Here is a 23600-nt window from a genome sequence, read left to right on the forward strand (position 1 = left end):
CGAGCCGGTACTCTGCGGATTACACAATGGCTCGGCCGGGCAAGGGTCGATCGAGCATGCCACCTCGCCCGCCCCGCCCCCCGCGCCGTCCGCCGCGCGCGGCGATGGAAGCGGTGGCTCTCACCCCGGTTCAGGCGGCGCTGCGCAGCTCGCTAGTGCTGGTCGCGATAGTGCTGCTGGCCTTCGCATTTAACCTCATGGTGCTGAGCCACGTACAACACTTTGTCTCCCAACAGCGGCTCGACAATTCGTACCGGGTTCAACTCGCCGAGGGCACCGCGGCCGTGAGCGAAGGGGATCTCAACGACGTTCTCCTGAGCGACGGCGCTCCCGTCGGGAAAATCTCGATCCCCGCAATCGGCGTGGACGAGGTGATCTCCGAGGGAACTACTTCTGGGGTGCTCACCGCTGGTCCGGGTCACCGCCGCGACACGGTTCTGCCGGGGCAGGCCGGCGTCAGCGTCGTCATGGGACGCGCGGCTGCGTTCGGTGGTCCCTTCAGCCGTCTGCAGGAACTGACCCCCGGTGAGATATTCACCGTCGTCACCGGTCAAGGCGAACAGGTGTTTGAGGTCATCGGTGTGCGGTATGCCGGGGACCCGTCACCGGCCGCGCCTCAGGCGGGAGAGAGCCGTCTCATTCTGGAAACCGCCCGCGGCGCAGCCTTCGTGCCGGACGGCGTCGCCCGAGTTGACGCCCAGCTCACGAGCGAGGTGCAGCCTGCTGGCACCCGCCAAACGACGTCGGCTCTTCTTCCTGCCGCGCACACGGAATTGGCCACAGACACCAGCACGGCCTGGGCCCTTGTCTTTGCGCTTCAGTTTCTTGTGGTCGCCGAGATCGCTGCCGTCTGGGCGTATCGGCGCATCGGTGCGCAGAAGACCTGGGTCGTGTTCGTCCCGGTGATGCTGACCGCCGGGCTTCTCGTCGCCGACCAGGTGACGCGATTGCTGCCCAACCTTCTGTGAGCGATCGAGGCCCGCTTCTGTGAGCGACCGTGACCCGCTCACGCGGTCACCTGGATTTACCAACTGCGCAGTTCGAAGTACGAAAAGAAATGAGACTCCATGTCTGACCCGCTGACGACTGACCAGCACCGCACCCCCCAGGGCGCTTCGGGCGCGAGCGACCTGACCGAGGTGATCCCCGTTGCGCAGCCGACCCGGGGCAAACGCGCCCGAGTAAGCATGCCCGCGGCGAACCCGGCGGACAGGGCGTCCGGAGTGCCTTCTCCCGTGGTCGCCGGCGCCGCCGCTCCCACAACCCCCGGGGGTGCCGCCCCCGCGGTCCCTGCGGCCACCGCTGCCGCGGCGCCGTCGGTGACCAAGTACGCGCCGCCCGCCGCGCCGAGTTTTGCCGCACCGTCGTTTGCCGCACCGTCGTTTGCACCGCCATCTTTTGCCGCACCGTCCGCCGGAGCCGCCGCGTTGCCGCCCGTTGCTCCGGGAACGATGCCGCCCGTCGCTCCGCCAGCAGCGCCGAGCGCAGGCTGGGCCCCCGCCGGCGGATTCACGAGCCCGGCAGCTCCCGGTCCGGTCGCTGGAGCCCCGGCAGCCGGTGGCCCCAACGCTGGCGCGCCCACAATTGGCGGGTCATCGCTCGCGACACTCGACGCGAGAAACATCTCCGCGTGGTTCGGTGACCACCAGGTGCTCGACCGTGTCTCCCTCACAATGCCGGCCGGCGTCATCACGTCACTGATCGGTCCGTCGGGCTGTGGCAAGTCGACGTTCCTGCGGATCCTGAACCGGATGCACGAGCTGGTGCCATCCGCGAGCCTCGCCGGCGAGGTGCTGCTCGACGGCGACGACGTCTACGACACCGGTCGCCGCCTCACCGATGCACGCAAGAGCATCGGAATGGTCTTCCAGAAGCCCAACCCGTTCCCGGCGATGTCGATCTACGACAACGTTCTCGCGGGACTCAAACTGACCGGAACCCGCGCCACCCGCGACGACAAGGACTACCTCGTGGAGTCCTCGCTGTCCAAGGCTGGGCTGTGGAAAGAGGTCAAAGACCGCCTTCGCGCACCGGGCGGCGGCCTGTCGGGTGGGCAGCAGCAGCGGCTGTGCATTGCCCGTTCCCTCGCGGTAAAGCCTCGCGTGTTGTTGATGGACGAGCCGTGCTCGGCTCTCGACCCGACATCCACTCGCGTCATCGAAGAGACGATGCTTGAGCTGATCGATGAGGTCACCATCGTGATCGTGACCCACAACATGCAGCAGGCCCAGCGGGTCTCGCAGCAGTGCGCGTTCTTCCTCGCGGCGCAGGGCACGCCCGGTGCGATCGTGGAGTACGGCGACACCGAGGCGATGTTCTCGTCCCCGATCGACTCGCGCACATTCGACTACGTGAACGGCCGGTTCGGATAGCCAGAACTACGCCGGTGCGCCGCGCACGGGGCGACCTGTGTGCGGCGGCGTGGCGCTACATTCGCAGGCGCAGCCCCTGCGGGGTCGCGGCGAAGCCCGAGTCGACGAGCGCGGTTCCGAGCGGCGTGCCAATCGAGAATTCGCCGTCAATTACCTCGATGCGCATCTTGCCGAGACCCTGTCGAACGGTTGATGCCAGGGAGGATGCCGCGGCGGCAAGCACCCGCTGGTTCGCACTGAACGTCAGCACAGTTTTTCCCCCGCGTTCGACGTAGAGGGTCATAAAGCCGTCGACCAGCACCACGAGGGCTCCGGCCTTACGCCCGGGACGGTGCCCCGTAACCTGCGGCCACGGCAGGGCGGCGCCATACGGGTTGGCGGGATCTGTGGCCGCGAGGGTCACGGCGACGGGGTCGGCGTCCGAGCCGGACGAGCCCGACGATTCCAACGCCCGGTCGAACGAGCGCGATGAATCTGACGCCTGGACGGACGAGCCCGACTCTGACTCCTGCGCGAACGATCCCGGCTCCCGCGTGAAGTGGCGCAGGCGGTCGACGGTCGCGCCGGTGGCGAACTGGGCACCACCCAGGCCGTCGACGAAGTAGCCACGCCGGGCGCGCCCGGTCTCCTCGAAGGTGCTGAGAACCTTGTACATGAGGGAGAAACCGCCCCGGATGCCCTCGCTCATAACGGCCCCGCGGGTGACCACCCCGTAGCGTTCGAGGAGCAGTTCTGCGGTGGCCTTGGCCCGAACCGTGGTGTCGCCTTCGGCCAACGGCAGCAACGACCAGCGGCCGCCGACGGACGGCGGGCCTGCCTGCGTGGGCATCGTGGGCCGAGCGCGTCCCCGGTAGGCGCGGGTGCGCGGAACCCGCGATGGAGCGGCCTTTCCGCCGAGGAACGAACGAAGCGGCGAAAAGGTGTCGTTGGTCACAAGCCCGGCCCAGACCAGGTCCCAGATCGCGGTGGTGAGCTCCGCGTCATCCGTCGATCCGACCGCACCGGCCAGCTGCCGGAAGAAATACGCCCCGCCGCCCGCCATGCTGACCAGGATCTCGCGTTGCAGCTCGGTTGTTTCCGTGGTGTCACCATCGGGAAGCGCCGCAAGCGTCACCGGCGCGGTGTCGGCGAGGTGGAGGCTGACCCAGCCGTCGCTTCCGGCGAGAGACCCTGCTCCCGACCACAGCACCTCACCGGTGACCGTGAGTTCGTCGAGCCACGCGGGGGTGTAGTTGCGCAAACGTGCTGGGAGGATGAGGGTTTCCCAGGCGGAGGCGGGCAGGGCGACGCCGCCGAGCTGGTCGATGACCTGAACGAGACCGTCCACTCCACTGAGCCGCGGAGGCGCGGCGCTCGTGCCGACGTTCTGCCAGGCTGGCAAGAACCGGCCGAGAGTGTCCGTCGACACCGGCTCGACCTCGTGGCGAAGGGCGGCGAGCGAGCGACTGCGCAATCGCCTCAGGATCTCCGCGTCGACCCACTCGCTTCCCGCGGCGCCGGGGCGGAACTCACCCTCGACAACCCGGCGTCCCTGCCCGAGGCGGCGGAGCGAATCGAGCACCACCGCGACGCCGAGGCCGAACCGGGCCGCGGTGGCGTTCGCGGTAAACGGCGAGTGGGTGCGCGCGTAACGGCTGACGAGGTCACCGATCGGATCGGCGACAGGCTCGATGAAGGCGGCGGGAACGCCAATCGGCAGCGGAACCCCGAGGGCGTCACGCAGTCGGCTGGCGTCTTCGATGACCGCCCAGCGTTCGTCCCCCGCGATTGACGCGCGCAACACCCGGTTCGAGCGGGCGAGGTCGGCGAGTCCCTGCAGCAGTGCCGCGCGGCCGGAATCCGTCGCCGCAGCAGACGCATCCACAGCAGACGCATCCACACCCGAGGTAGCAGACGCATCCACACCCGAGGTCGCAGCCGCATCCACACCCGCTGCCGCAGCCTCCGTCGCTGCCGCAGCCTCCGTCGCTGCCGCCGCAGGTGCCGCGAGCCAACTCCGCTGCACGATCTCCTCCAGCGAGAGCGGCCCGAGCACGCGCAGCAGGTCGACCACTCCCTCGAGGTCTCGCGCGCGGCGGTCCGGCGCGAGCCGTTGCAGCTCGAGCTCGGTCTGCTCGATCACGCCGGCGTCGAGCAGTTCGCGCAGTTCTGCCCGGCCGAGCAGCTCCGCGAGCAGGGTGGGATCTAGCGAGAGAGCCGCCGCTCGCCGCTCCGCCAGCGGCGAGTCACCCTCGTACATAAAGGCCGCAACGTACCCGAACAGTAGGCTGCGTGCGAAGGGTGAAGCTGATTCGGTCTCTGTTTCGACGATGCGGATGCTGCGGCTCGCGATGCGGCCCGTCAGCGCCATCAGTGCCGGAAGATCGTACACGTCCTGCAGCACCTCGCGGACGGTCTCGAGCACGATCGGAAAGCTCGGGTATTTGCGAGCGACCTCGAGCAGCTGGCTGGCTCGCTGACGCTGCTGCCAGAGCGGCGACCGCTTGCCGGGGTTGTAACGCGGCAGGAGCAGCGCCCGCGCCGCGCACTCGCGGAAGCGGGCCGCGAACAGCGCAGAACCGCCGACTTCTTCGGTGACAAGCTGCTCGAGTTCAGCGGCATCGAACACGAACAGCTCCGCCCCGGGAGGTTCAGCCTCGGTGTCGGGCAGTCGCACGATGATGCCGTCGTCGCCGGCGACCGCGGCGCCGTCGTAGCCATACCGCTCGCGCACCCGGGCGGTGACCGCCAGCGCCCACGGGGAGTGCACGGGCATGCCGTACGGCGAGTGCAGGATGACGCGCCAATCGCCCAGCTCGTCACGGAAACGTTCCACCACGAGTGTGGTGTCGGTCGGCACGTGCCCGGTTGCCGCCTTCTGCTCCGCAATAAAGGTGATCAGGTTGGTCACGGCGCGCTGGTCGAGGCCGCCGCCCGCCACGCGGACCGCCGCTTTTTCTGCCGAGCTGGATGACACCTCCCGCACGTATTGCCCGATCGCCTGCCCGAGTTCAGCCGGTCGACCGAGACCGTCGCCCTTCCAGAACGGCACCCGCCCGGGTTGCCCGAACGCGGGGGTCACCATCACGCGGTCGTGCGTGATGTCTTCGATTCGCCAGCTCGTGGCACCAAGCGCAAACACATCGCCGACGCGGGACTCGTAGACCATCTCTTCGTCCAGCTCGCCGACGCGGCCGCCACCGGCGCGGCTGCTTGAACGACTGCCGGACGCGCTGCCGCCGTCGCTTCCGCTCGCGCCGACCATAAACACCCCGAACAGCCCGCGGTCGGGGATGGTGCCACCGCTGGTGACGGCGAGGCGTTGTGCCCCCGGACGACCGGTGAGAGTGCCGCTTACCCGGTCCCACACGATGCGCGGGCGCAGTTCTGCGAACTCGTCGCTTGGATAGAGGCCGCTGAGCAGGTCGAGAGTGGCCTCGTAGGCGTTGCGCGGCAGGGTAGCAAAGGGCGCGCTGCGGCGGAGCGATTCGTACCATTCCTCGATGTCGATCGGCTCGAGGGCCACCGCCGCGATCGTGTGCTGGGCGAGAATGTCGAGCGGGTTTGTGGGTATCGCGATCGCCTCGATTTCGCCGGAAACCATCCGCTCGCTGACCACGGCCGTGTGGATGAGATCGGCGCGGTGCTTCGGAAACAGCACCCCGCGGGAGATCTCGCCGACCTGGTGCCCTGCCCGGCCGACGCGTTGCAGCCCGCTCGCGACCGATGGCGGCGACTCCACCTGCACCACGAGGTCGACCTCGCCCATGTCGATACCGAGTTCCAGCGATGAGGTGGCCACCACACACCGCAGCCGCCCAGTTTTCAGGTCATCCTCGATAAGTGCGCGCTGGTCCTTGCTCACAGAGCCGTGGTGGGCGCGGGCGAGCAAGGCACCCGCGCCGGAGGTGGCTCCGGATTGCCCCATCAGCTGCGCGGGCATCCCGGCGACGGGCGAGCGCACGTCTGTCACCGTCTTCGTGGCGGTGGCGGTGGCGGTGGCGGTGGCGGTGGCGGTGGTGCCGGTGGCGGTGCCGGCGGGGCTGGCAACCGTGTCCATGGGGGATGTCGCGGCGCCAGAATTGCCACCCGCGGCCAGCGCTCCCGCCGGAAGTGCATCGGCAGCGAGAGAGCTCGCCGGAAGTGCGCCCGATGCGTCGCTGATGTCGTCGGAGGCCGGGGCTACGCCCTCGTCGAAGTCACCATCGAGGTCACCATTGAAGCCGTCGTCGCGAGGCGCAATTGTTGGTTCCGAAGCGATGGTGGATTCTGGCGAGGCGGCGGCGGGAGACATCCGCTCCTGGAAAATCTCGTTCAGGCGGGCGGTCAGACGCTCGGCCAGGCGGCGTGAATTGGCGAACACGATGGTCGACCGGTGGTCGAGGATGAGGTCGACGATGCGCTCCTCGACGTGCGGCCAGATCGATCCCTGCGGGGCAGCGCCGGCCGAGGAGCCCTCCATCACGGGAGCGGTGCCGAGTTCGGTCATGTCGTCGACGGGCACCACGACGGTCAGGTCGAATCGTTTGCCCGACGGGGGCGCGACGATGGTCACGGGGGCGCTCCCGCCGAGAAAACGGGCCACCTCCTCGCGCGGACGCACGGTCGCGGACAGTCCGATGCGCTGGGCCGGCTTCGGCAACAGGTCGTCCAGACGCTCGAGGGAGACGGCGAGGTGCGCGCCGCGTTTCGTCGAGGCGACCGCGTGGATCTCGTCGATGATGACCGTTTCGACCCCGAGCAGGGTTTCGCGGGCCGCCGAGGTCAGCATGAGGTAGAGCGATTCCGGCGTGGTGATGAGGATGTCCGGGGGAGTGCGTGCCAGCAGGCGCCGGTCTTGGGTGGATGTATCGCCCGACCGCACCCCGACCGTGATACCCGGCGCGGGCAGACCGAGGCGCTTCGCGGTCTGGGTGATACCAACCAGGGGCGAGCGAAGGTTGCGCTCGACGTCGACGCCGAGAGCCTTCAGCGGCGAAATGTAGAGCACGCGCGTGCGGGTTTTCTCGGGATCAGCCGCGCTATCGGCTCCTGGCTTCGACGACGAGCGCGGCTGGGTCGACGAGCCCGCCTCTAACGACGTGCCCAGCTTCGACGACGAGCGCTGCTGTGGTGACGTGCCAGACCGAGCGGGAGCCAGCGCCGGCTGCGCGTGCTGGCTGATCAAGCGGTCGATGGACCACAGGAACGCCGCGAGCGTCTTGCCGGAACCCGTGGGGGCGACGACGAGGGCGTGAGCGCCAGAAGAGATGGCCTCCCAGGCGCCGGTCTGCGCGGTGGTGGGCTCGGGAAAGGCACCCGTGAACCACGCCCGGGTCGCGGGGGAGAATCGTTCGAGCACATCGCCCATCCGACTATCTTGCCCCGGACCACCGACGCTCACCTGTGGAGGCGCTGACGCTCGCGTGCCGGCCCTACGATGTGTGCTGTGAATGATGCACTCTCACCACCCGCCCGGCCGACGGGCACAGTCTCGATCCGGGAGGCGCGGCCCGACGATCTCGATGCGATTCTGGCGCTCTACAACGACGCGATCTCCACGGGAACCGCCCTCTGGCTCGACGCCACCGTCGATCGGGCCAATCGCGCGAGCTGGCTCGAGGCCCAACGGGCGATGAACTTTCCGGTGTTTGTCGCCGAGGTGGATGCCACGTTCGCCGGCTATGCCTCGTACGGGTTATGGCGTGGTTACAGTGGATATCGGCACACGGTGGATGACTCGATCTACCTGGTTCCCGCGTTCCACGGTCGCGGTATCGGGTCCCTGCTGATGAAAGCGCTGATCGATCATGCGCGCGCAGCCGGATTCCACGTGATGATCGCGGACATCGAATCGGGAAACGTTGCGTCCCTTCGCCTGCACGCCCGATTCGGCTTCGAGGTCACCGGGGTGATTCCCGAGGTGGGAACGAAGTTCGGACGCTGGCTCGACCTCACCACGATGCGGCTCGCGCTCGAGTGACGCCAACTCAGTCCAGCTTGCCGCGAAGGAACTCCGCGATGTCGGCGAGCTCCTGCGCCGAGATGGAGTGGGCGAGGTCCTCGTAGATCCGCGACGTCGCAGAGGTGTGCGCGGGGATCCACGCTTCCGTGCGTTCGACGGCCGCATGGCTGATGATCTGGTCGGCTGTGCCGCGACCGTAGAACACCTCTGGCCGGACTCGCGCAAGCTCGGCATCACCCGGGTGCCCGCCGCTGGCGATGAACCCCGACAGCGCGACGGTCGCCGCGAACCGTTCGGGAGCGTGACGAATCAGCTGGAGCGACAGTGCCGCGCCCTGCGAGAAACCCAGCAGCCCCACGCTCGTGTAGTCCACGGTGTCGAGCCATTCGAGAACAGCGCTCGCCGCGGCATCCACACTCTCCTTCGAAGGATCTCCCGGGGTGCTGTCCCGCATCGTGAACCACGCATTGCCCCCGTTTTCGGGGATTGGCGCGCGCAGCGACGCGATGACGGGACCGAGCGGCAGGCGAGGCGAGAGGCCGAACAGGTCACCCTCGTGCGAGCCGTACCCGTGCAACAGGACGAGCAGGGGTCGCCCCGCGCGTTCGCGTTCTGGCGCTGACCACAGGACGGCTTCTGGATCGATTCTCATGTGTTGATTGTGGCAAAGAAAACCCCCGGGGTCTCATGCCGGGGGTTTTCACAACGGGTGAAACGTGGTCTCGTATCCCGTAATCGACGCGCACGTCGACCAAAGCTGGGGAGTCTCTCATCCCTCGCTCATGACAAGTATTCTCGCGGAACCTATGGATAAGCTCAAGATCTGCGCAGTTTTTGCGCAGCATCGCCCCCAATACGGGGGCGACGGATGCGCTTCTGTGTCGTAAACACGAATTCGAGCGTGGAAGAACCGGCGCTGTGCTCGTTCCATGGCACGCGTTTCCATGGCACGGTAACCGCCTGCGGAGGGGCAGCCCATGAGCGTCAAGGCCCGAGGTCACAGGCTGCTCCGCGAGTTCTCGACCCCGACCCTGGTGGTGCTGGTCGCACTGGCATCCCTTCTCTGCGTCGGCGTTGTGACCCGCTATGGATTCACTGCGACGGGGATTGCCTACGCGTTCTTCGTGGTGACCGGCACGTGGCTGTCGGCGATTGATCTGCGTCTGCGCATACTTCCGAACCGGATAGTTGTGCCGTCGATCGGGCTCGGGCTCCTTCTCCTCGGCGTCGCCGTGGTGGTGGATCGCGCCAGCGCCAGCTCAGCGGCAAGCGCAGCGGCAGGAGCAGGGGCAAGCGCAGCGGCAAGCGCAGCGGCAGGAACAGCGGCAAGCGCTGCGCCTGGCTTCACGGGAGCGGATGTTGCGGCCGACGCGATCCGGGTTGTTCTCGGCGGCCTCGTGTTGTTTGTCCTGTACCTGGTGCTGGCGCTGATTTCTCCTCGCGGGCTCGGGATGGGAGATGTGAAGTTCGCGGCGTTCGTGGGCATCTACCTCGCGTTCGACGGATGGGACACCCTAGTGAAGGGCGCCGCAGCGGGGTTCGCGCTCGCGGCGGTGATCGGCGCTGGGTTGATTGCTTTCCGACGGGTGGGGCGGGGCGCAACAATCCCGTTTGGGCCGCTGATGTTCGGCGGAGCGGTGTTGGTTCTCGCGCTCTGAAGTTTCCGGCTGACCAGCATTTTGTCTGTAGCCACCGCCACGCGTCCAGGGTGAAACTGTTTCACTCTAAATGCCCCCCAAAAGGGGGCTTCCGCGTCCCCCTTTGGGGGATACAGTTATGGCACGGACTGAGTCTTTCCCAACAGGTCTCAAACTTTGGTTGGGGTTGTGCTTTATCCGCGAATTGGTCTCGTAGTTTCCCTACCCTTAAGGACGCATCATGCTGTCACTCGTTGTCTCTCTCCAGTCCTACCTTGTTGCTGCCAAGGACCGGCTCTCCCGCGAGGAGACCGGTGCGACCGCCGTTGAATACGGCCTCATCATCGGCCTGATCGCCGTCGCGATCGTCGCCGTCCTCATCTTCCTCGGCCCCCAGCTGGCTGGCCTCTTCCAGGGCGTGAGCGACTCCATTCCGGAGGTCGCGACCACTTCCACCCCCGCCGGATAGCCACAGGCGCGCACTCACCCGTTCGCGTCCGTGCCGCGGTGTCCGATCTCGTCGGGCACCGCGGCATTCCTGGTCTACCGAGTCCCCCGAGGACTGTAATGAACACCCGACATCCCGAGCACGCGATGTTCCGCTCCGAAGACGGTGCCGTGGCAGTGGAATTTGCCCTGCTTCTGCCCATTCTGGTGGCGATGCTGATCGGAATCATGGAGTTTGGTCTCGTCTACAACGCGCAGATCACCCTCACGAATGCCGCCCGCGAGGGTGTGCGCACCGTCGCGATCGAGAACGATCAGACGGCAGCGCGCGCCGATGTGCGTGCGGCCGCCGTCGTGCTTGACCCGGCCGTGGCGGACGCCGACATCCGTTTCACGCCCACGGGCACCTGTGCGGCTGGCGTCACCGCGACCGTCACCATCACCTACGACTACAGCTATCTCACCGGCTTTTTCGGCGAAGGACTCACACTCACCGGAAGGGCGGCAATGCGATGCGGTGGCTAAGAGGGCGCGCGGGGCGGACATCCTTACGCGACGAGCGCGGCGCGGTCGGCGTGATTATCGCCGTCGCCATGGTGGCCCTCTTCGGGTTCGTCGCCATTGTCATCGACGTCGGCGCACTCTATGCCGAACGAGGGCAACTTCAGAATGGGGCGGATGCTGCGGCGCTCGCCATCGCGCAGGACTGTGCTGATGGCACCTGCACCAACACCCCGGCGACAGCCCAGCTCTTCGCCAACGCAAACGCCAACGACAGCGCGGCGCGGGCGACCGTCTCGGGCCTGACCACCAGTTCGGTCACGGTGTCCACCGCTACCGTCGATGGCGAGACCGGCGCAGGTGCCCTGGCTCTGTCGTTCGCGCCGGTGCTGGGTATCGACAGCAAAGCGGTGGCCGCGACCGCAACGGCCGGTTGGGGGAGTCCGCTCACCGGGCCCGCCGTCATCGGGATGACGTTTGCCCCGTGTGTCTTCGCGCTGAACGGTGCCATTCAGGTGATCAGCATGCACGGGGATTCGGGCGGCAACTCGTGCACCAGTACCAGCCCGTCGGGCCAGGTGCTTCCGGGCGGCTTCGGGTGGCTGAAGGACAACGCGGGCCAGTGCCAGGCCACGGTCACCGCGGGCACCAACACCACCGTCAGCGGCAGCACCGGCGTCAGCCTTCCCCCGGGGTGCCAGGCGCTCCTGTCCTCGATGGCCAACGAGACCATCCTCTTGCCCGTCTACTCGGACCGCGGCGGCACGGGTGCTTCCGCTTTCTACAAGATCAGGGGCTGGGCCGCGTTCCGGCTGCTCGGCTGGAACTTTCCGGGATTCAGCTACCACAACGCCACTTACCCGGGGGCCAACTGCAAGGGTTCCTGCAAGGGCATCGTGGGCCAGTTCATTAGCTTCGTCTCCCTCGACGATCGTTTCACTCGCGGCGGGCCGAACCTCGGCACTTCCGTCGTCGAACTAACCCGCTAGGAACCAGCCCATGAAAATCCGACTCATCAGTGCCCTGGCAGCTCTTGTCCTGGCGATCATCGGCGTGGTGCTGCTCTCCCAGTACGTGCAGGGCGCCGACGAGCGCGCCTACGGCGAGGCGCAAACCGTAGAGGTGCTGGTGGTCGCGGCCGCCGTTCCCGCCGGCACACCCACCGAGGACCTCGGCGAGTTTCTGGAGGTCAAGGCTGTACCGCAGTCCGTCGTCGCCGAGGACGTCGTCACCAACCTGGCTCAGTTCGGCGGACGGGTTGTCGGCGTCGACCTGGTCGTGGGCGAGACCCTGCTGGCGTCGCGGCTCATCGATCCGACCGCGCTCGTGGCACCGGGGAGTATTCCCGCGCCGGAGGGCCTGCAGGAGTTCACTGTCACTCTCACCGCGGAGCAGACCATCGGCGGACGGCTCGCGGCCGGTGACACCGTCGGCATCTACGTCAGCTTCGGTGACCTCGACCCCGCGGAGGCTCGAATCCTCCCCGGCACGAACCACGTGTTCCATCGCGTGTTGGTGACCAGCGTGCAAGGGGTCGTCGTTCCGTCAGACGACAGCTCGGCCGCGCCGGTGCCGGAGGCCGGAGTTTTCGTGACATTCGCCACCACCGCCGTCGATGCAGAGCGGATCATCTGGGCGCGCCAATACGCCGCATCGCTGTGGCTGTCGCTCGAGACCGAGGATGATCTCGACGCGGACACGAAGATGGTCACCGACGAGAACTTCCTGCAATGAGCCGCTTTCTGCTCGTCACCAACGACCTCCCGTTCACCGCTCGGGTGCAGCAGGCGGTTTCCGGAGGACTGACCGGCTCCCTGCGCGTGTTCGAGACCACCGCCCTTCCCGAGACTCCGAACGAGATGCTGAAGGGCGTCAGCGGTGAGCCGACCGCCGTCGTGATCCTCGGGCCAGGCGTGGTGGTGGATGCCGCGCTCAAACTCGCCGCCGTGTTCGACGTGCAGATGCCCGAGATCAGCCTGGTGCTGGTGTCTGACCCCGATCCCGAGTTGGCGCTCGCGGCCATGCGTTCCGGAATCCGGGACCTGCTTGACGACGACGCCGATACCGAAACCATCCGCGTGCTGCTCGAGCGCGCCTGCCGCACCTCCGAGAACCGTCGAAGGGTCGCTAGTGCGAGCGCTCCTGCATCCACGGGGCCAGCGGGGCAGGTCATCGTCGTGGCGTCCCCGAAGGGTGGGGTCGGCAAGACCACGTTCGCGACCAACCTCGCGGTCGCTCTCGGTCGGGTGGCCCCGATGTCGACCGTGCTGGTTGACCTCGACGCCCAGTTCGGTGATGTCGCGAGCGCGCTGCAGCTTGAGCCCGAGCACACCCTCACCGACGCGGTGAGCCGCGCGGCCTCGCAGGACTCGATGGTACTGAAGGCCTACCTCAGCGTGCATCACAGCTCCATCTATGCACTGTGCGCCCCGACATCCCCCGCCGAAGCGGACCGCATCAGCGGAGATAACATCACCCACCTGCTCGACCAACTCGCGAGCGAATTTCGCTACGTCGTGATCGACTCGGCGCCCGGCCTCGGCGAGCACACGCTCGCGGCACTGGAGAAGGCCACCGACGCGCTGCTGCTCTGCACAATGGACGTGCCGAGCGTGCGGGGCCTCCGCAAGGAGATCGATGTGCTCGACAACCTGAAACTCGTGCCGCGCCACAGGCGCATCGTGGTGAACTTCGGGGATCGCGCGAGCGGTCTCTCGGTGCGGGACATCGAGGCGACCATCGGCGCGACCGTCGACGTGGTGGTGCCGCGGTCGAAGCAGATCGCGCATTCCACCAACACGGGTGAGCCGCTACTGCAGCAAACGTCACGGGGGCGCACGGCCAAGGCGTTGCAATCGATCGCGAATTTCTTTGATCCCGCGGCCGCCCCGGCAGCGCGCAAGGGCCTGCACAAAAGAGCGGAACTGCAATGAAACTTTCCGACAGACTTGCCGCCGTGGGTGGGATGGAACCGTCAGCGATACCCGAACGCGCCGTGCCCGAACGCACCGTGGCTGCGGCCGAGGCATCCCCCGTTCCCGAAGCACCAAAAGGGCCCCCGATCGACGCGCTGCTCACCCTGAAAGCCCGGGTGGGCGCCGCCCTGTTCGAGCGCCTCGGTGCCAGGATGAACGACCCGAAACTGGCAGAGGCCGACCTGCTCATCTTCGCGCGGGACGTCCTCACCGAGATCGTTGCAGCGGAAAAGGTGCCGCTGAGCACGGAGGAGAAGCAGCGCCTGGTGCGGCAGATCAGCGATGACGTGCTGGGCTACGGGCCGCTGCAATCGCTGCTGGATGATCCCAGCCTCACCGAAATCATGGTGAATGGCCCCGACCAGATCTTTGTGGAGCGGGGCGGAAAGCTCACGCTCAGCGGAGCGCGGTTCCGTGACGAGACCCAGCTGCGCCGGGTGATCGAGAAGATTGTGTCGCGCGTCGGGCGCCGCATCGACGAGTCCTCTCCGCTGGTGGACGCGCGCCTCGAAGACGGATCGCGGGTAAACGCTGTGATCCCTCCGCTGGCGGTGAATGGGTCGTCGCTGACCATTCGTAAGTTCGCCGCCGATCCGCTGAAGGTCGACGACCTGATCGGGTTCGGCTCGATCTCCTCGGAGATGGCGGAACTTCTCGACGCCTGCGTCAAAGCCCACCTCAACATCATCGTCTCCGGTGGAACGGGCACCGGTAAAACCACCCTGCTGAACGTCTTGTCGTCCTTCATCCCGCAGGGCGAACGCATCATCACCATCGAAGACGCCGTCGAGTTGCAGCTGCAGCAGTCCCACGTCGTTCGCCTCGAAAGCCGGCCGGCGAACATCGAGGGCAAGGGTGAGATCAGCATCCGCGACCTGCTGCGCAACTCGTTGCGGATGCGCCCGGACCGGATCGTGGTGGGGGAGTGCCGGGGTGGCGAGGCGCTCGACATGCTGCAGGCGATGAACACCGGCCACGACGGCTCGCTGTCGACCGTGCACTCCAACTCACCACGCGACGCGATCTCGCGGATGGAAACCCTCGTGCTGATGGCGGGCATGGACCTGCCGCTGCGCGCGATCCGCGAGCAGATCGCCTCGGCGGTGGACGTCATTGTGCAACTGACGCGTATGCGCGACGGCAGCCGGCGGGTCACCCATATCACCGAGGTGCAGGGCATGGAGGGCGAGATCGTGACCCTGCAGGACGCGTTTGTGTTCGACTACTCGGCGGGCGTCGATGCCTCCGGCAGATTCCTGGGCAAACCCGTCTCCACCGGCGTCCGGCCCCGTTTCGTCGATCGGTTCAATGACCTCGGTATCGAGTTGTCCCCCCGGGTGTTTGCTACCGCGGAGGGCCGGAACCGCTGATGTGGATCCTCGGGTTTGTCCTCTGTTACCTCGCCATCGTTGTGGCCGTCTTCGGTGCGTTCGGCCCCGCGGTTACCCGGCTGCCGCTCGAACGGAGGCGGCCGGGTGTGAAGGAACCGGAGACGGGTCTCACCCGGGTGACGGGGGCGACCGTTGAGAGCATCGACCGCGTGCTCGGAGACCGCGGCTGGTCGCAGGGGTTCGCCTCGGCGCTCGAGCGGGCCGGAATCAAGCTCGCTCCCGCGGAGTTTGTGGTTCTCGTCGCGTCCGGAGCCGCCATCGCCGCGCTGTTCGCCGGCCTGATCGCTGGCCCGGTCCTCGGATTCATCGCCCTGATCGCCGCGCCGCTGGTCGCAAAACTTCTGCTCGGATTTCGCGAGGGCAAACGCAAAAAGGCCTTTGCCGATCAGCTGGATGACACGTTGCAACTTCTCGCGGGCGGACTCCGTGCGGGCCACAGCTTGCTTCGCGCGATCGACGCAGTGTCTCGGGAGTCGGAGTCACCCACGGCCGAAGAGTTTGCCCGCGTGGTGAACCAGACCCGCCTGGGCCGTGACCTCAACGACTCGCTCGACGAGACAGCGGCGCGGATGGGAAGCGAAGACTTCAGCTGGGTCGCCCAGGCCATCGGAATCCACCGGGAGGTCGGCGGTGACCTCTCCTCGGTGCTCGATGAGGTGGGGCACACCATTCGGGAACGCAACCAGATCCGTCGTCAGGTCGCGTCGCTCAGCGCCGAGGGCAAGATGTCGGCGTACGTTCTGGTCGCGCTGCCCTTTGTGGTGGTCGGAGTTCTCGTCCTGACCAGCCCGAGCTATATCTTGCGCTTTGTAGAGGGCCCGATCGGCTTTATGTTGATCGCGCTTTCCGCCGTGATGCTGACCATCGGCAGCCTGTGGATGCGCAAGGTGGTGAGTTTCAAATTCTGACCCTGCCCCCACTCATCATCGTTGCCATCCTCTGCGTGGCGGCGTGCGTGCCGGTGGGCCTGTGGGCGCTCGTTCAGGGCGATGGGCGCGTCCGCCGCCAGGTGCGGGAGAACCTGGGGCGCGGCATCGTTGTCGAGGGCACCTCCGCACCGAGCGATCGCCGGGTCTTCTCGGAGGTTGCGAAGGTGCTGGTGTCCGCGCGGAGCCGCGCGAAGCTCGACCACCTCCATGCGCTCGCCGGCCGGCCGGCCGGCTGGCCGATCGATCGCCTGATCGTGATCAAACCGGCATTGTCGATCGTTGCCGGTCTGTTCGGAGTGCTGCTGTTCTCGCAGAAGCCGAGCGCGGGATTGTTTCTGCTGGTGCTCGCGATCGTAGTGCTCGGCTACTTTGTGCCCGACCTTCTCCTCCACAGCCGAGGCATCGAGCGCCAGGCAGCAATCGCGTTGGAGCTGCCCGACACGCTCGACCAGATGCTGATCGCCGTGGAGGCGGGGCTCGGGTTCGAGGCGGCCATGACGCGTGCGGGGGAGAACGGCAAGGGACCGCTCGCGGACGAGTTCATCCGGACCCTGCAGGACATGCGGGTCGGTATGTCCCGCAAGGATGCCTACCAGGCCCTGGCCAAGCGAACCAATGTTCCCGACTTGCGCGCATTCATCCGTGCCGTAGTGCAGGCAGACGCCTATGGCATCTCGATCAGCTCGGTCCTCCGCACCCAGGCGAAGGAAATGCGGATCAAGCGGCGGCAGCGCGCGGAAGAAAAAGCCATGCAGATTCCCGTGAAGGTACTGTTTCCGCTGATGCTGTTCATCCTGCCGGTGCTGCTCATCGCCGTGCTGGGTCCCACGGTGATCACGGTTATGACGAACTTTTGAGTCACCGACAGAAGGCCTAGAGAGCGCGCGCAGATATTTCTTCGCGCCGCCGACCTCGTTCTGAATAGAATATCGCTCATGTATCTGCTGGCTGCGGTCTTACCTCTCGTGCTGATCATCGCTGCCCTGGCAGACATCATCACGCGGGACGATTCGCAGGTGAAGCACCTCCCCAAGATGGTCTGGATTCTCCTGGTTGTGCTGCTGCCGTTCGTGGGCAGCATCCTGTGGTTTGCGATCGGGCGCGAGTATGCCGCACGCGGCGACCGGGGCACGTTCGGTGATCCCCGCCGCTGGGGTTCGCCGGTGGAGAGCTCGTCTGCCGTCGGCTCGTCCGCCTTCGCGTCGTCCGTCGCGGGCGCCGGGCGCGGTCGCAGCACCGAAGAGGAGCTGGCCGACCTCGAGCGAGAGATCGAATTCCACGAAAACCAGGAACGCATTCGTCTCCTCGAAGCCGAGATCGAAGAGCGTCGAAAGCGCTCGGAGTGAGTGTCGGAAGCGCCATCGCGGCAAGGCGTGCAAATCGGTAACACGGGAAGGGTAAGAATGGAGCATGAGCACCGTAGGCACCCCTGATCCCAATCCTGGCTGGCTCTCCGACGAGGAGCTTGCGCACGTCCGTACCCGACTGCCGCTGCTATACGTGGAAGCGATTCCGGTGCGCGTTGACGGTCTCGGCCAGGTGACGCACGTCGGCGTCCTGCTGCGGGCGACGAACGGCTCGATTACCCGCACCCTCGTGTCCGGTCGGGTTCTGTTCGGCGAGACCCTGCGCGACGCGCTCTACCGTCACCTCGAGAAGGACCTGGGCCCGATGGCGTTCCCGCAGCTCCCCGCGTCGCCGGTGCCGTTCTCGGTTGCCGAGTACTTTCCGTTCGCCGGCGCGCAGTTCACCGACGACCGCCAGCACGCGGTGTCGCTCGCGTATGTGGTGCCGGTCACCGGCACGTGCGACCCGCGCCAGGATGCGCTCGAACTGACCTGGATGACGCCGATGGAGGCCGCCTCGGATGCGGTCGCTGCCGACATGGAGGGTGGGCGCGGCGCGCTGCTCCGTACGGGACTTGCTTCGGTCGGGCGCCTCTTCTAGCCGCTAGCACCGAGGCAGGCTGACGCGCTGCGCGGAAGCTGGGCCGCCGACCTGACCGTTAGGCGGACGCTGGCTCGCCGACCTGACCGCTACGCGGACGCCGGACCGCCGACCCAGCCGTGCTCGCCAAGCCAGGACTCACACAAAGCACTCCACGCTTCGAGCGGGCCCAGGTCGTAGGCGAGCCCCTTGCCGTGGTCGCCGCGCTCGAAAACGTGGAGGTCAAAAGGCACGTTGTGGGCCGCGAGCGCACTCGCGTAGCGCAGTGAGTGGCTGACCGCGACGGCGCCGTCGTCTGCCGTGTGCCAGAGAAACGTCGGCGGCGTCTGGGCGCTGACCAGGTGCTCGGCACTGAGCGCGCGGCGGTCATCGAGGGTGTCGTCGTTGCCGAGCAGGCTCTCGAGGGACTCGCCATGCGGCTCATGGGTCATCGAGATCACGGGGTAGCACAGTACGGAGAGGTCCACCCGGTTCGCCGGGTCCACCGGCGCCGAGGTCACCCCGGTCGCCATGAGCGCCGCGACGTGTCCGCCGGCGGAGAACCCCAGAACACCGATGCGCGAGCGGTCAACGACGACGGCGGCCCCCGTCTCGTCCGTACCAAAGTCGAGGGCACCCGAGCGGGCGGCGGCGAGCACGTCCTGCACACGCCGCAGCGCAGCGGGATAGCGGGCGGGGTCAACGGGATACTTCACGACGAGCGCGTTCACGCCGATCTCGGCGAGCCAGTCCGCGATGGTGATTCCCTCGTGGTCGGCGTGCTCGCGGTACGAGCCCCCGGGCAGCACCAGCATCAGCGGTGGCGGCGATTGCGGGTCCGCGTCTACGGCCGCGCGAAACTGAAGGTCGGCGTCCGCCAGGGTTGGCACGGGCGCACCGGGCGCCCGGGGCGCCTCGGTGGCTGCGGAAAGCGTCGAGGCTGTGGTGGAGGTAGTGGCTGTTGTGGCGGTTGTGAACGCGGGCAGCGCGGGATCGGTCATGAGGCCATCGTAGCCAGCGCGACATCCGCAATCCCCGCTTCTGTCGCGGGTCAACACGGACGGGAGCACGCAGCCATCGAGGCCGTGCACTTTGACCGCGCAGCCATCGCGGCCGTGCACCTTGACCGCGCGTGCGGGCGGCGCATCATTGTGCGGGTCGGCCCGTACGCCATATTGTCGGAGGGGCCTTCACGGGTGCGGCGGTCTCGATCTTTTCTCGGATTGCCCCCATGCTTCTTCTGTGGCGCTCCTGGTTCCTCGAACACTCTCGGCGGGGTCGAGGGCCATAAATTCACGAGATTGGGACACGCCTGATGACGGACAACATTGCCCCCGTGGGTGACGAGCACGCGATTGACGCACACGCACACGCACACGCGGACGCGCACGCGCACGCACCACGAACCCTCGGGCCCGGTGGGCCGGTCGTGTCCCGGCTGTGCCTCGGTACCTCGGCGTGGTCGAGAGCACGTTTCGGCGCCGGCCCGATCGACGCGCTCGAGCTGGTACTGGATGCCGCGGCGGGCGTGCACGACGGTGACGTGCACGAGGGCAGTGTGCACGAGGGTGACGTGCGCGAGGGCAATGTGCGCGACGGCGTTTCTCACGAAGGCGATGTGCGGGATGCCACGGGCATTACTTTCATCGATACATCCAACGAATATGGGGCCCAAGCCAGCGAGGCCTACATCGGTGAGGCGATCCGCCGCCGCGGGGGACTGCCCGCGGGAGTGGTGCTGCAGAGCAAGTTGGACCGCGACCCCGAGACCGGCTCGTTCTCGAGTGACCGGATGTGGCGAAGCCTGCTGGAAAGCACCGCACGGCTCGGCCTCGACCGCCTGCCGATGATGTACCTGCACGACCCCGAGCGGATCGGCTGGGACGAGGCCTTCGCTGTCGACGGGCCGGTGCGCGCGCTGGTGGAGATGAAGGAACGCGGGCTCGTCGACCAGATCGGCATCTCGGGAGGGCCCGCGCCGATGCTGCAGCGCTACGTCGAGACCGGACTGTTCACCGCCGTGATCACCCACAACCGCTACACGCTGGTCGATCGCTCGTCGGAAGAGCTCCTCAACTCCGCGGTAAACCGCGGCGTCAGCGTGGTCAACGCCGCGGTGCTCGGCGGAGGAGCCCTCGCGCGCTGGCCCCAGGAGGCCACGTACTATGCGTACCGCGAGACGTCTCCCGCCATGCGCCGGGCGATCGCACTGATGGGCGAGGCCTGCCAGCGGGCGGGAGTGACTCTGTCTGCGGCGGCGCTGCAGTTCAGCACTCGCGACGCGCGCGTGGTGTCCACGATCGTCGGCGGAAACTCACCCCAGCAGGTTCGCGACGCGATCGCGGACGACGCGTTGCCGATCCCGGCGGAGCTGTGGGACGAGCTCGAAACCCTCGTGCCCGACTCCGAGGTCTGGCAGGAGCCCCCGGGGAGCAGCTGGCCGTAGGCGGTCCGCACGGTCGGGCCCCGCGGCATCCGCCCCGCCCACCGCCACACCCGCTGCTCCGCCCACGCCACACCCGCCGCCCCGGGCCTCGCGAGATGCGCCACAACAACGCTCGTCACCAGTTGCGCGGCGGGCGAGCAGCTTGTCGTTACGGTGGAGCGTACGGACGCCGCCTCCACCGTGTCTGTCACAAGCTCCACCGGCAGCGCCGCCGAAATCCGGGTTCGCCTGGCCGGCGGCGACATCCACACCACATCAAATGGAAAGGCTGTTCTCCCCATGTCTAACGCCGATACCACCGCAGCGACCACCGCGCCAGCGACCGAGACCGAGACCGCAGCGACCACCGCGCCTGCGACCGAGACCGAGACCGAGACCGCAGCGACCACCGCTCCCGCTGCCGCGTCCGCCACCGCCGTTGTCGGATCCGCCGACTACCGCGACTCGGGCCTCGCCTTTCCCGCTGACTTCGTCTTCGGTTCCGCCACCGCGTCGTACCAGATCGAGGGTGCCGCCACCGAAGACGGCCGCGGCCCGTCCATCTGGGACACCTTTAGCCACACCCCCGGCAAAATCTGGAACGGGGACACGGGGGATGTCGCGGACGACCACTATCACCGCCTCGAAACCGACCTCGACCTGATGAAAAACCTCGGGCTCGAGTCCTACCGCTTCTCGATCGCGTGGCCGCGCATCCAGGCCACGGGCACGGGCCCCGCGAACCCCGCGGGACTCGATTTCTACACCCGCCTGGTCGACGGACTCGTTGCGCGCGGCATCAAGCCGATCGCGACCCTGTACCACTGGGACCTTCCGCAGGCGCTCGAAGACCAGGGCGGCTGGGCCAACCGCGAGACCGCCTACGCCTTCGCCGAGTACGCCCGCATCATGGGCGAGGCCCTCGGCGACAAGATCGTCACCTGGACCACACTGAACGAGCCGTGGTGCTCGGCCTACCTCGGCTACGGCTCAGGAGCCCACGCCCCCGGACGCATGAATGGCGCAGACGCGCTCGCCGCCGTGCACCACCTCAACCTCGCGCACGGACTCGCGGTCACCGCCCTGAAGAAGGTCGTCACCAACGACCCGGCGTTCTCCATCACGCTGAACCTCCACGTCATCCGCGGCGACGGCGAGACCGGACCCGAGGCGGTGCGCCAGATTGACGGCCTCGCCAACCGGGTGTTCCTCGGCCCGTTGCTGCACGGTTCCTACCCCGAGGACGTTTTTGAGGACACGGCGGATGTCACAGACTGGGCTTTTGTGCACGACGGTGACCTCGAACTCATCCACCAGCCGCTCGACCTCCTGGGAGTCAACTACTACTCGACGACCCTCGTGCGCATCTGGGACGGAGTCACCCCGCGCGCGAACAACGACGGTCACAAGGACATGGGCGGTTCCCCCTGGCCCGGTGCCGACCGGATAGAGTTCCTGGCGCAGCCGGGTCCGTACACGGAGATGGGCTGGAACATCGAGCCGGCCGGTCTCGAGGAGTTGCTGATGTCGCTCCACGCCGAGTTCCCGACGCTGCCGCTGATGGTCACCGAGAACGGTGCGGCCTTCGCCGATGAGGTCACCACCTCGGTCGACGAGTCCGGAGCAACGGTTTCTGCCGTGCACGACCTCGAGCGCATCGACTACCTGCAGCGCCACTTCACCGCCGCGCACCGCGCGCTGTCCCGCGGGGTCGACCTGCGCGGCTACCAGGTCTGGTCGCTGATGGACAACTTCGAGTGGGGTTACGGCTACTCCAAGCGCTTCGGGATCGTCTACATCGACTTCGACACCCAGGAGCGCATCCTCAAGGACAGCGCCAAGTGGTATTCGACGCTGATCGCAACCCGCAGCATCCCGCCGCTCGAACGCTAACCCGCTGGAACGCTAACCCGCTGGGGGTCGAGCCCGCTGGAGGATCCTCGCGGCCCCCGAAAATGACTGACGGCACCGGACATATCCGGTGCCGTCAGTCGGTTAACGGTGCCGTGGCGGCTCTCCCGACCTTCTGTCGTCGACGTAGGGCCCGGTCGGTGGTTGACCCGCTCCCTACACAGGCGACTTTTATCTAACAGGTGTTGAATAGAGGAGTCGGCATCGGAGCTGTTTCGAAGCATTCGACCGGTCGGCGCAATCGAAATGGAGAAGTGACATGGCACGCGTAAGCGGAAAAGTGGCCCTCATCAGCGGCGGAGCACGGGGAATGGGCGCGGCCCACGCCCGACGCCTGGTCGAGGAAGGTGCCAAGGTTGTGATCGGCGACCTGCTCGATGAGGAGGGCGCGGCAACCGCCGCAGAGCTCGGCGAGAACGCCCGCTTCGTGCACCTCGACGTCACCAAGCCCGACGAGTGGGATGCCGCAGTGGCCACCGCCGTCTCCGAGTTCGGCGGCCTCGACATCCTCGTCAACAACGCCGGGATTGCTAACTTCGCGCCCATCGAGGAGTACACCCTCGACCAGTGGAACCTGATCATCGCCATCAACCTCACGGGAACGTTCAACGGCATCAAGGCGGCGATTCCGGCACTCAAGGCCTCGGGTAAGGGGTCGATCATCAACATCTCGTCGACCGCCGGGTTGAAGGGCGTCGCGAGTATCCCCGGCTACACGGCCGCCAAGTTCGCGGTGCGCGGGCTCACCAAGGAGATCGCGATCGATCTCGGCAAGTACAACATCCGCGCGAACTCCATCCACCCCGGCAACATCCGCACGCCGATGACCGACGGGCTCGACGTCGACCAGTCGCTCGTGCCGCTGGCTCGGATGGGCGAGGTGTCTGAGCTGTCGAACATGGTGCTCTTCCTCGCCAGCGACGAGTCGAGCTTCTCGACCGGCTCGGAGTTCGTGGCTGATGGCGGCGAGACGGCGGGCGTCGTTCCGCCGGTTCCGCTGGCGTAGCAGCTGCGCGGAGCCGCCGGGCGCGAGCCGTAGCGCCGCCGGCCGCGGGCGTCGAGCCGCCGGGCGCACCCGAGCGCGGTAGGGCGCAGCCGCGCGTCAACGACAGAAGGCCGGATTCCCCGTGTGATGCGGGGGATCCGGCCTTCTGTGATGTTGC

Annotated in this window: 20 protein-coding genes; 17 read left to right on the plus strand and 3 right to left on the minus strand. The window is 67.1% G+C overall.

The features are described from left to right. Positions 1-56 precede the first annotated feature (56 nt). Entirely contained in the window at positions 57-968 is a 912-nt protein-coding gene (locus B0I08_RS11940; protein ID WP_245884778.1) for a sortase, read from the plus strand. Between the two features lie 615 nt (positions 969-1583). Further along, positions 1584-2372 carry a phosphate ABC transporter ATP-binding protein gene (locus B0I08_RS11945; protein ID WP_245884794.1) on the plus strand — a complete coding sequence of 263 codons (789 nt, stop codon included), beginning with the start codon at positions 1584-1586 and terminating at the stop codon, positions 2370-2372. Positions 2373-2427: 55 nt separating this feature from the next. Here the strand turns inward: B0I08_RS11945 and B0I08_RS11950 are convergent, their stop codons facing one another. Further along, positions 2428-7701 carry an Lhr family ATP-dependent helicase gene (locus B0I08_RS11950; protein WP_245884779.1) on the minus strand — a complete coding sequence of 1758 codons (5274 nt, stop codon included), beginning with the start codon at positions 7699-7701 and terminating at the stop codon, positions 2428-2430. 78 nt (positions 7702-7779) lie between these two features. Between B0I08_RS11950 and B0I08_RS11955 the strand changes: the two genes are divergently transcribed. Beyond that, complete coding sequence (locus tag B0I08_RS11955; protein WP_245884780.1) at positions 7780-8313, plus strand: GNAT family N-acetyltransferase; 534 nt, start codon at positions 7780-7782, stop codon at positions 8311-8313. A gap of 7 nt (positions 8314-8320) precedes the next feature. Here the strand turns inward: B0I08_RS11955 and B0I08_RS11960 are convergent, their stop codons facing one another. Next, positions 8321-8947, minus strand: a complete 627-nt coding sequence (locus B0I08_RS11960) for an alpha/beta hydrolase (protein ID WP_106213143.1) — start codon at positions 8945-8947, stop codon at positions 8321-8323. A 325-nt stretch (positions 8948-9272) separates the two neighbouring features. Between B0I08_RS11960 and B0I08_RS11965 the strand changes: the two genes are divergently transcribed. From B0I08_RS11965 to B0I08_RS12015, 11 genes are all read left to right on the plus strand, one after another. After that, entirely contained in the window at positions 9273-9953 is a 681-nt protein-coding gene (locus B0I08_RS11965; RefSeq protein ID WP_106213145.1) for an A24 family peptidase, read from the plus strand. 220 nt (positions 9954-10173) lie between these two features. Next, on the plus strand, positions 10174-10401 hold the full coding sequence (locus tag B0I08_RS11970) for a Flp family type IVb pilin (protein ID WP_106213146.1): 228 nt from the start codon (positions 10174-10176) through the stop codon (positions 10399-10401). 98 nt (positions 10402-10499) lie between these two features. After that, complete coding sequence (locus B0I08_RS11975; RefSeq protein ID WP_245884781.1) at positions 10500-10904, plus strand: TadE/TadG family type IV pilus assembly protein; 405 nt, start codon at positions 10500-10502, stop codon at positions 10902-10904. 50 nt (positions 10905-10954) lie between these two features. Continuing rightward, positions 10955-11869, plus strand: a complete 915-nt coding sequence (locus B0I08_RS11980; RefSeq protein ID WP_245884782.1) for a pilus assembly protein TadG-related protein — start codon at positions 10955-10957, stop codon at positions 11867-11869. A gap of 10 nt (positions 11870-11879) precedes the next feature. After that, entirely contained in the window at positions 11880-12614 is a 735-nt protein-coding gene (gene cpaB / locus B0I08_RS11985) for a Flp pilus assembly protein CpaB (protein ID WP_106213150.1), read from the plus strand. Then, complete coding sequence (locus B0I08_RS11990) at positions 12611-13813, plus strand: CpaE/TadZ family protein (RefSeq protein WP_106213152.1); 1203 nt, start codon at positions 12611-12613, stop codon at positions 13811-13813. The genes cpaB and B0I08_RS11990 overlap by 4 nt, the downstream gene beginning before the upstream one ends. Further along, positions 13810-15225 (plus strand): TadA family conjugal transfer-associated ATPase, encoded by a 1416-nt coding sequence (locus tag B0I08_RS11995; protein WP_106213154.1) that lies wholly within the window; start codon positions 13810-13812, stop codon positions 15223-15225. The genes B0I08_RS11990 and B0I08_RS11995 overlap by 4 nt, the downstream gene beginning before the upstream one ends. After that, a complete protein-coding gene (locus tag B0I08_RS12000; RefSeq protein ID WP_106213156.1) occupies positions 15225-16154 on the plus strand; it encodes a type II secretion system F family protein in 930 nt (309 codons plus the stop codon). The genes B0I08_RS11995 and B0I08_RS12000 overlap by 1 nt, the downstream gene beginning before the upstream one ends. After that, complete coding sequence (locus B0I08_RS12005) at positions 16121-17032, plus strand: type II secretion system F family protein (protein ID WP_245884783.1); 912 nt, start codon at positions 16121-16123, stop codon at positions 17030-17032. Before B0I08_RS12000 ends, B0I08_RS12005 begins: the two co-directional genes overlap by 34 nt. Positions 17033-17110: 78 nt before the next feature. Further along, on the plus strand, positions 17111-17521 hold the full coding sequence (locus tag B0I08_RS12010; protein ID WP_106213158.1) for a PLD nuclease N-terminal domain-containing protein: 411 nt from the start codon (positions 17111-17113) through the stop codon (positions 17519-17521). Between the two features lie 64 nt (positions 17522-17585). Next, complete coding sequence (locus B0I08_RS12015) at positions 17586-18122, plus strand: NUDIX hydrolase family protein (protein WP_106213160.1); 537 nt, start codon at positions 17586-17588, stop codon at positions 18120-18122. An 89-nt stretch (positions 18123-18211) separates the two neighbouring features. On the opposite strand, the gene B0I08_RS12020 is transcribed toward B0I08_RS12015, so the two are convergent. Beyond that, positions 18212-19102, minus strand: coding sequence for an alpha/beta hydrolase (locus B0I08_RS12020; RefSeq protein WP_106213162.1), 891 nt, complete (start codon positions 19100-19102; stop codon positions 18212-18214). 314 nt (positions 19103-19416) lie between these two features. On the opposite strand from B0I08_RS12020, the gene B0I08_RS12025 reads away from it, so the two are divergent. The 3 genes from B0I08_RS12025 (at position 19417) to B0I08_RS12035 (ending at position 23443) form a co-directional block, all read left to right on the plus strand. Further along, positions 19417-20547: an aldo/keto reductase gene (locus B0I08_RS12025; RefSeq protein WP_106213163.1), complete on the plus strand. Its 1131-nt coding sequence runs from the start codon at positions 19417-19419 to the stop codon at positions 20545-20547. 279 nt (positions 20548-20826) lie between these two features. Then, complete coding sequence (locus tag B0I08_RS12030) at positions 20827-22419, plus strand: GH1 family beta-glucosidase (RefSeq protein WP_106213523.1); 1593 nt, start codon at positions 20827-20829, stop codon at positions 22417-22419. Positions 22420-22696: 277 nt separating this feature from the next. Beyond that, a complete protein-coding gene (locus B0I08_RS12035) occupies positions 22697-23443 on the plus strand; it encodes a glucose 1-dehydrogenase (protein ID WP_106213164.1) in 747 nt (248 codons plus the stop codon). Positions 23444-23600 lie beyond the last annotated feature (157 nt).

The organism is Glaciihabitans tibetensis (assembly GCF_003003265.1).
Taxonomy (GTDB): Bacteria; Actinomycetota; Actinomycetes; order Actinomycetales; family Microbacteriaceae; genus Glaciihabitans; species Glaciihabitans tibetensis.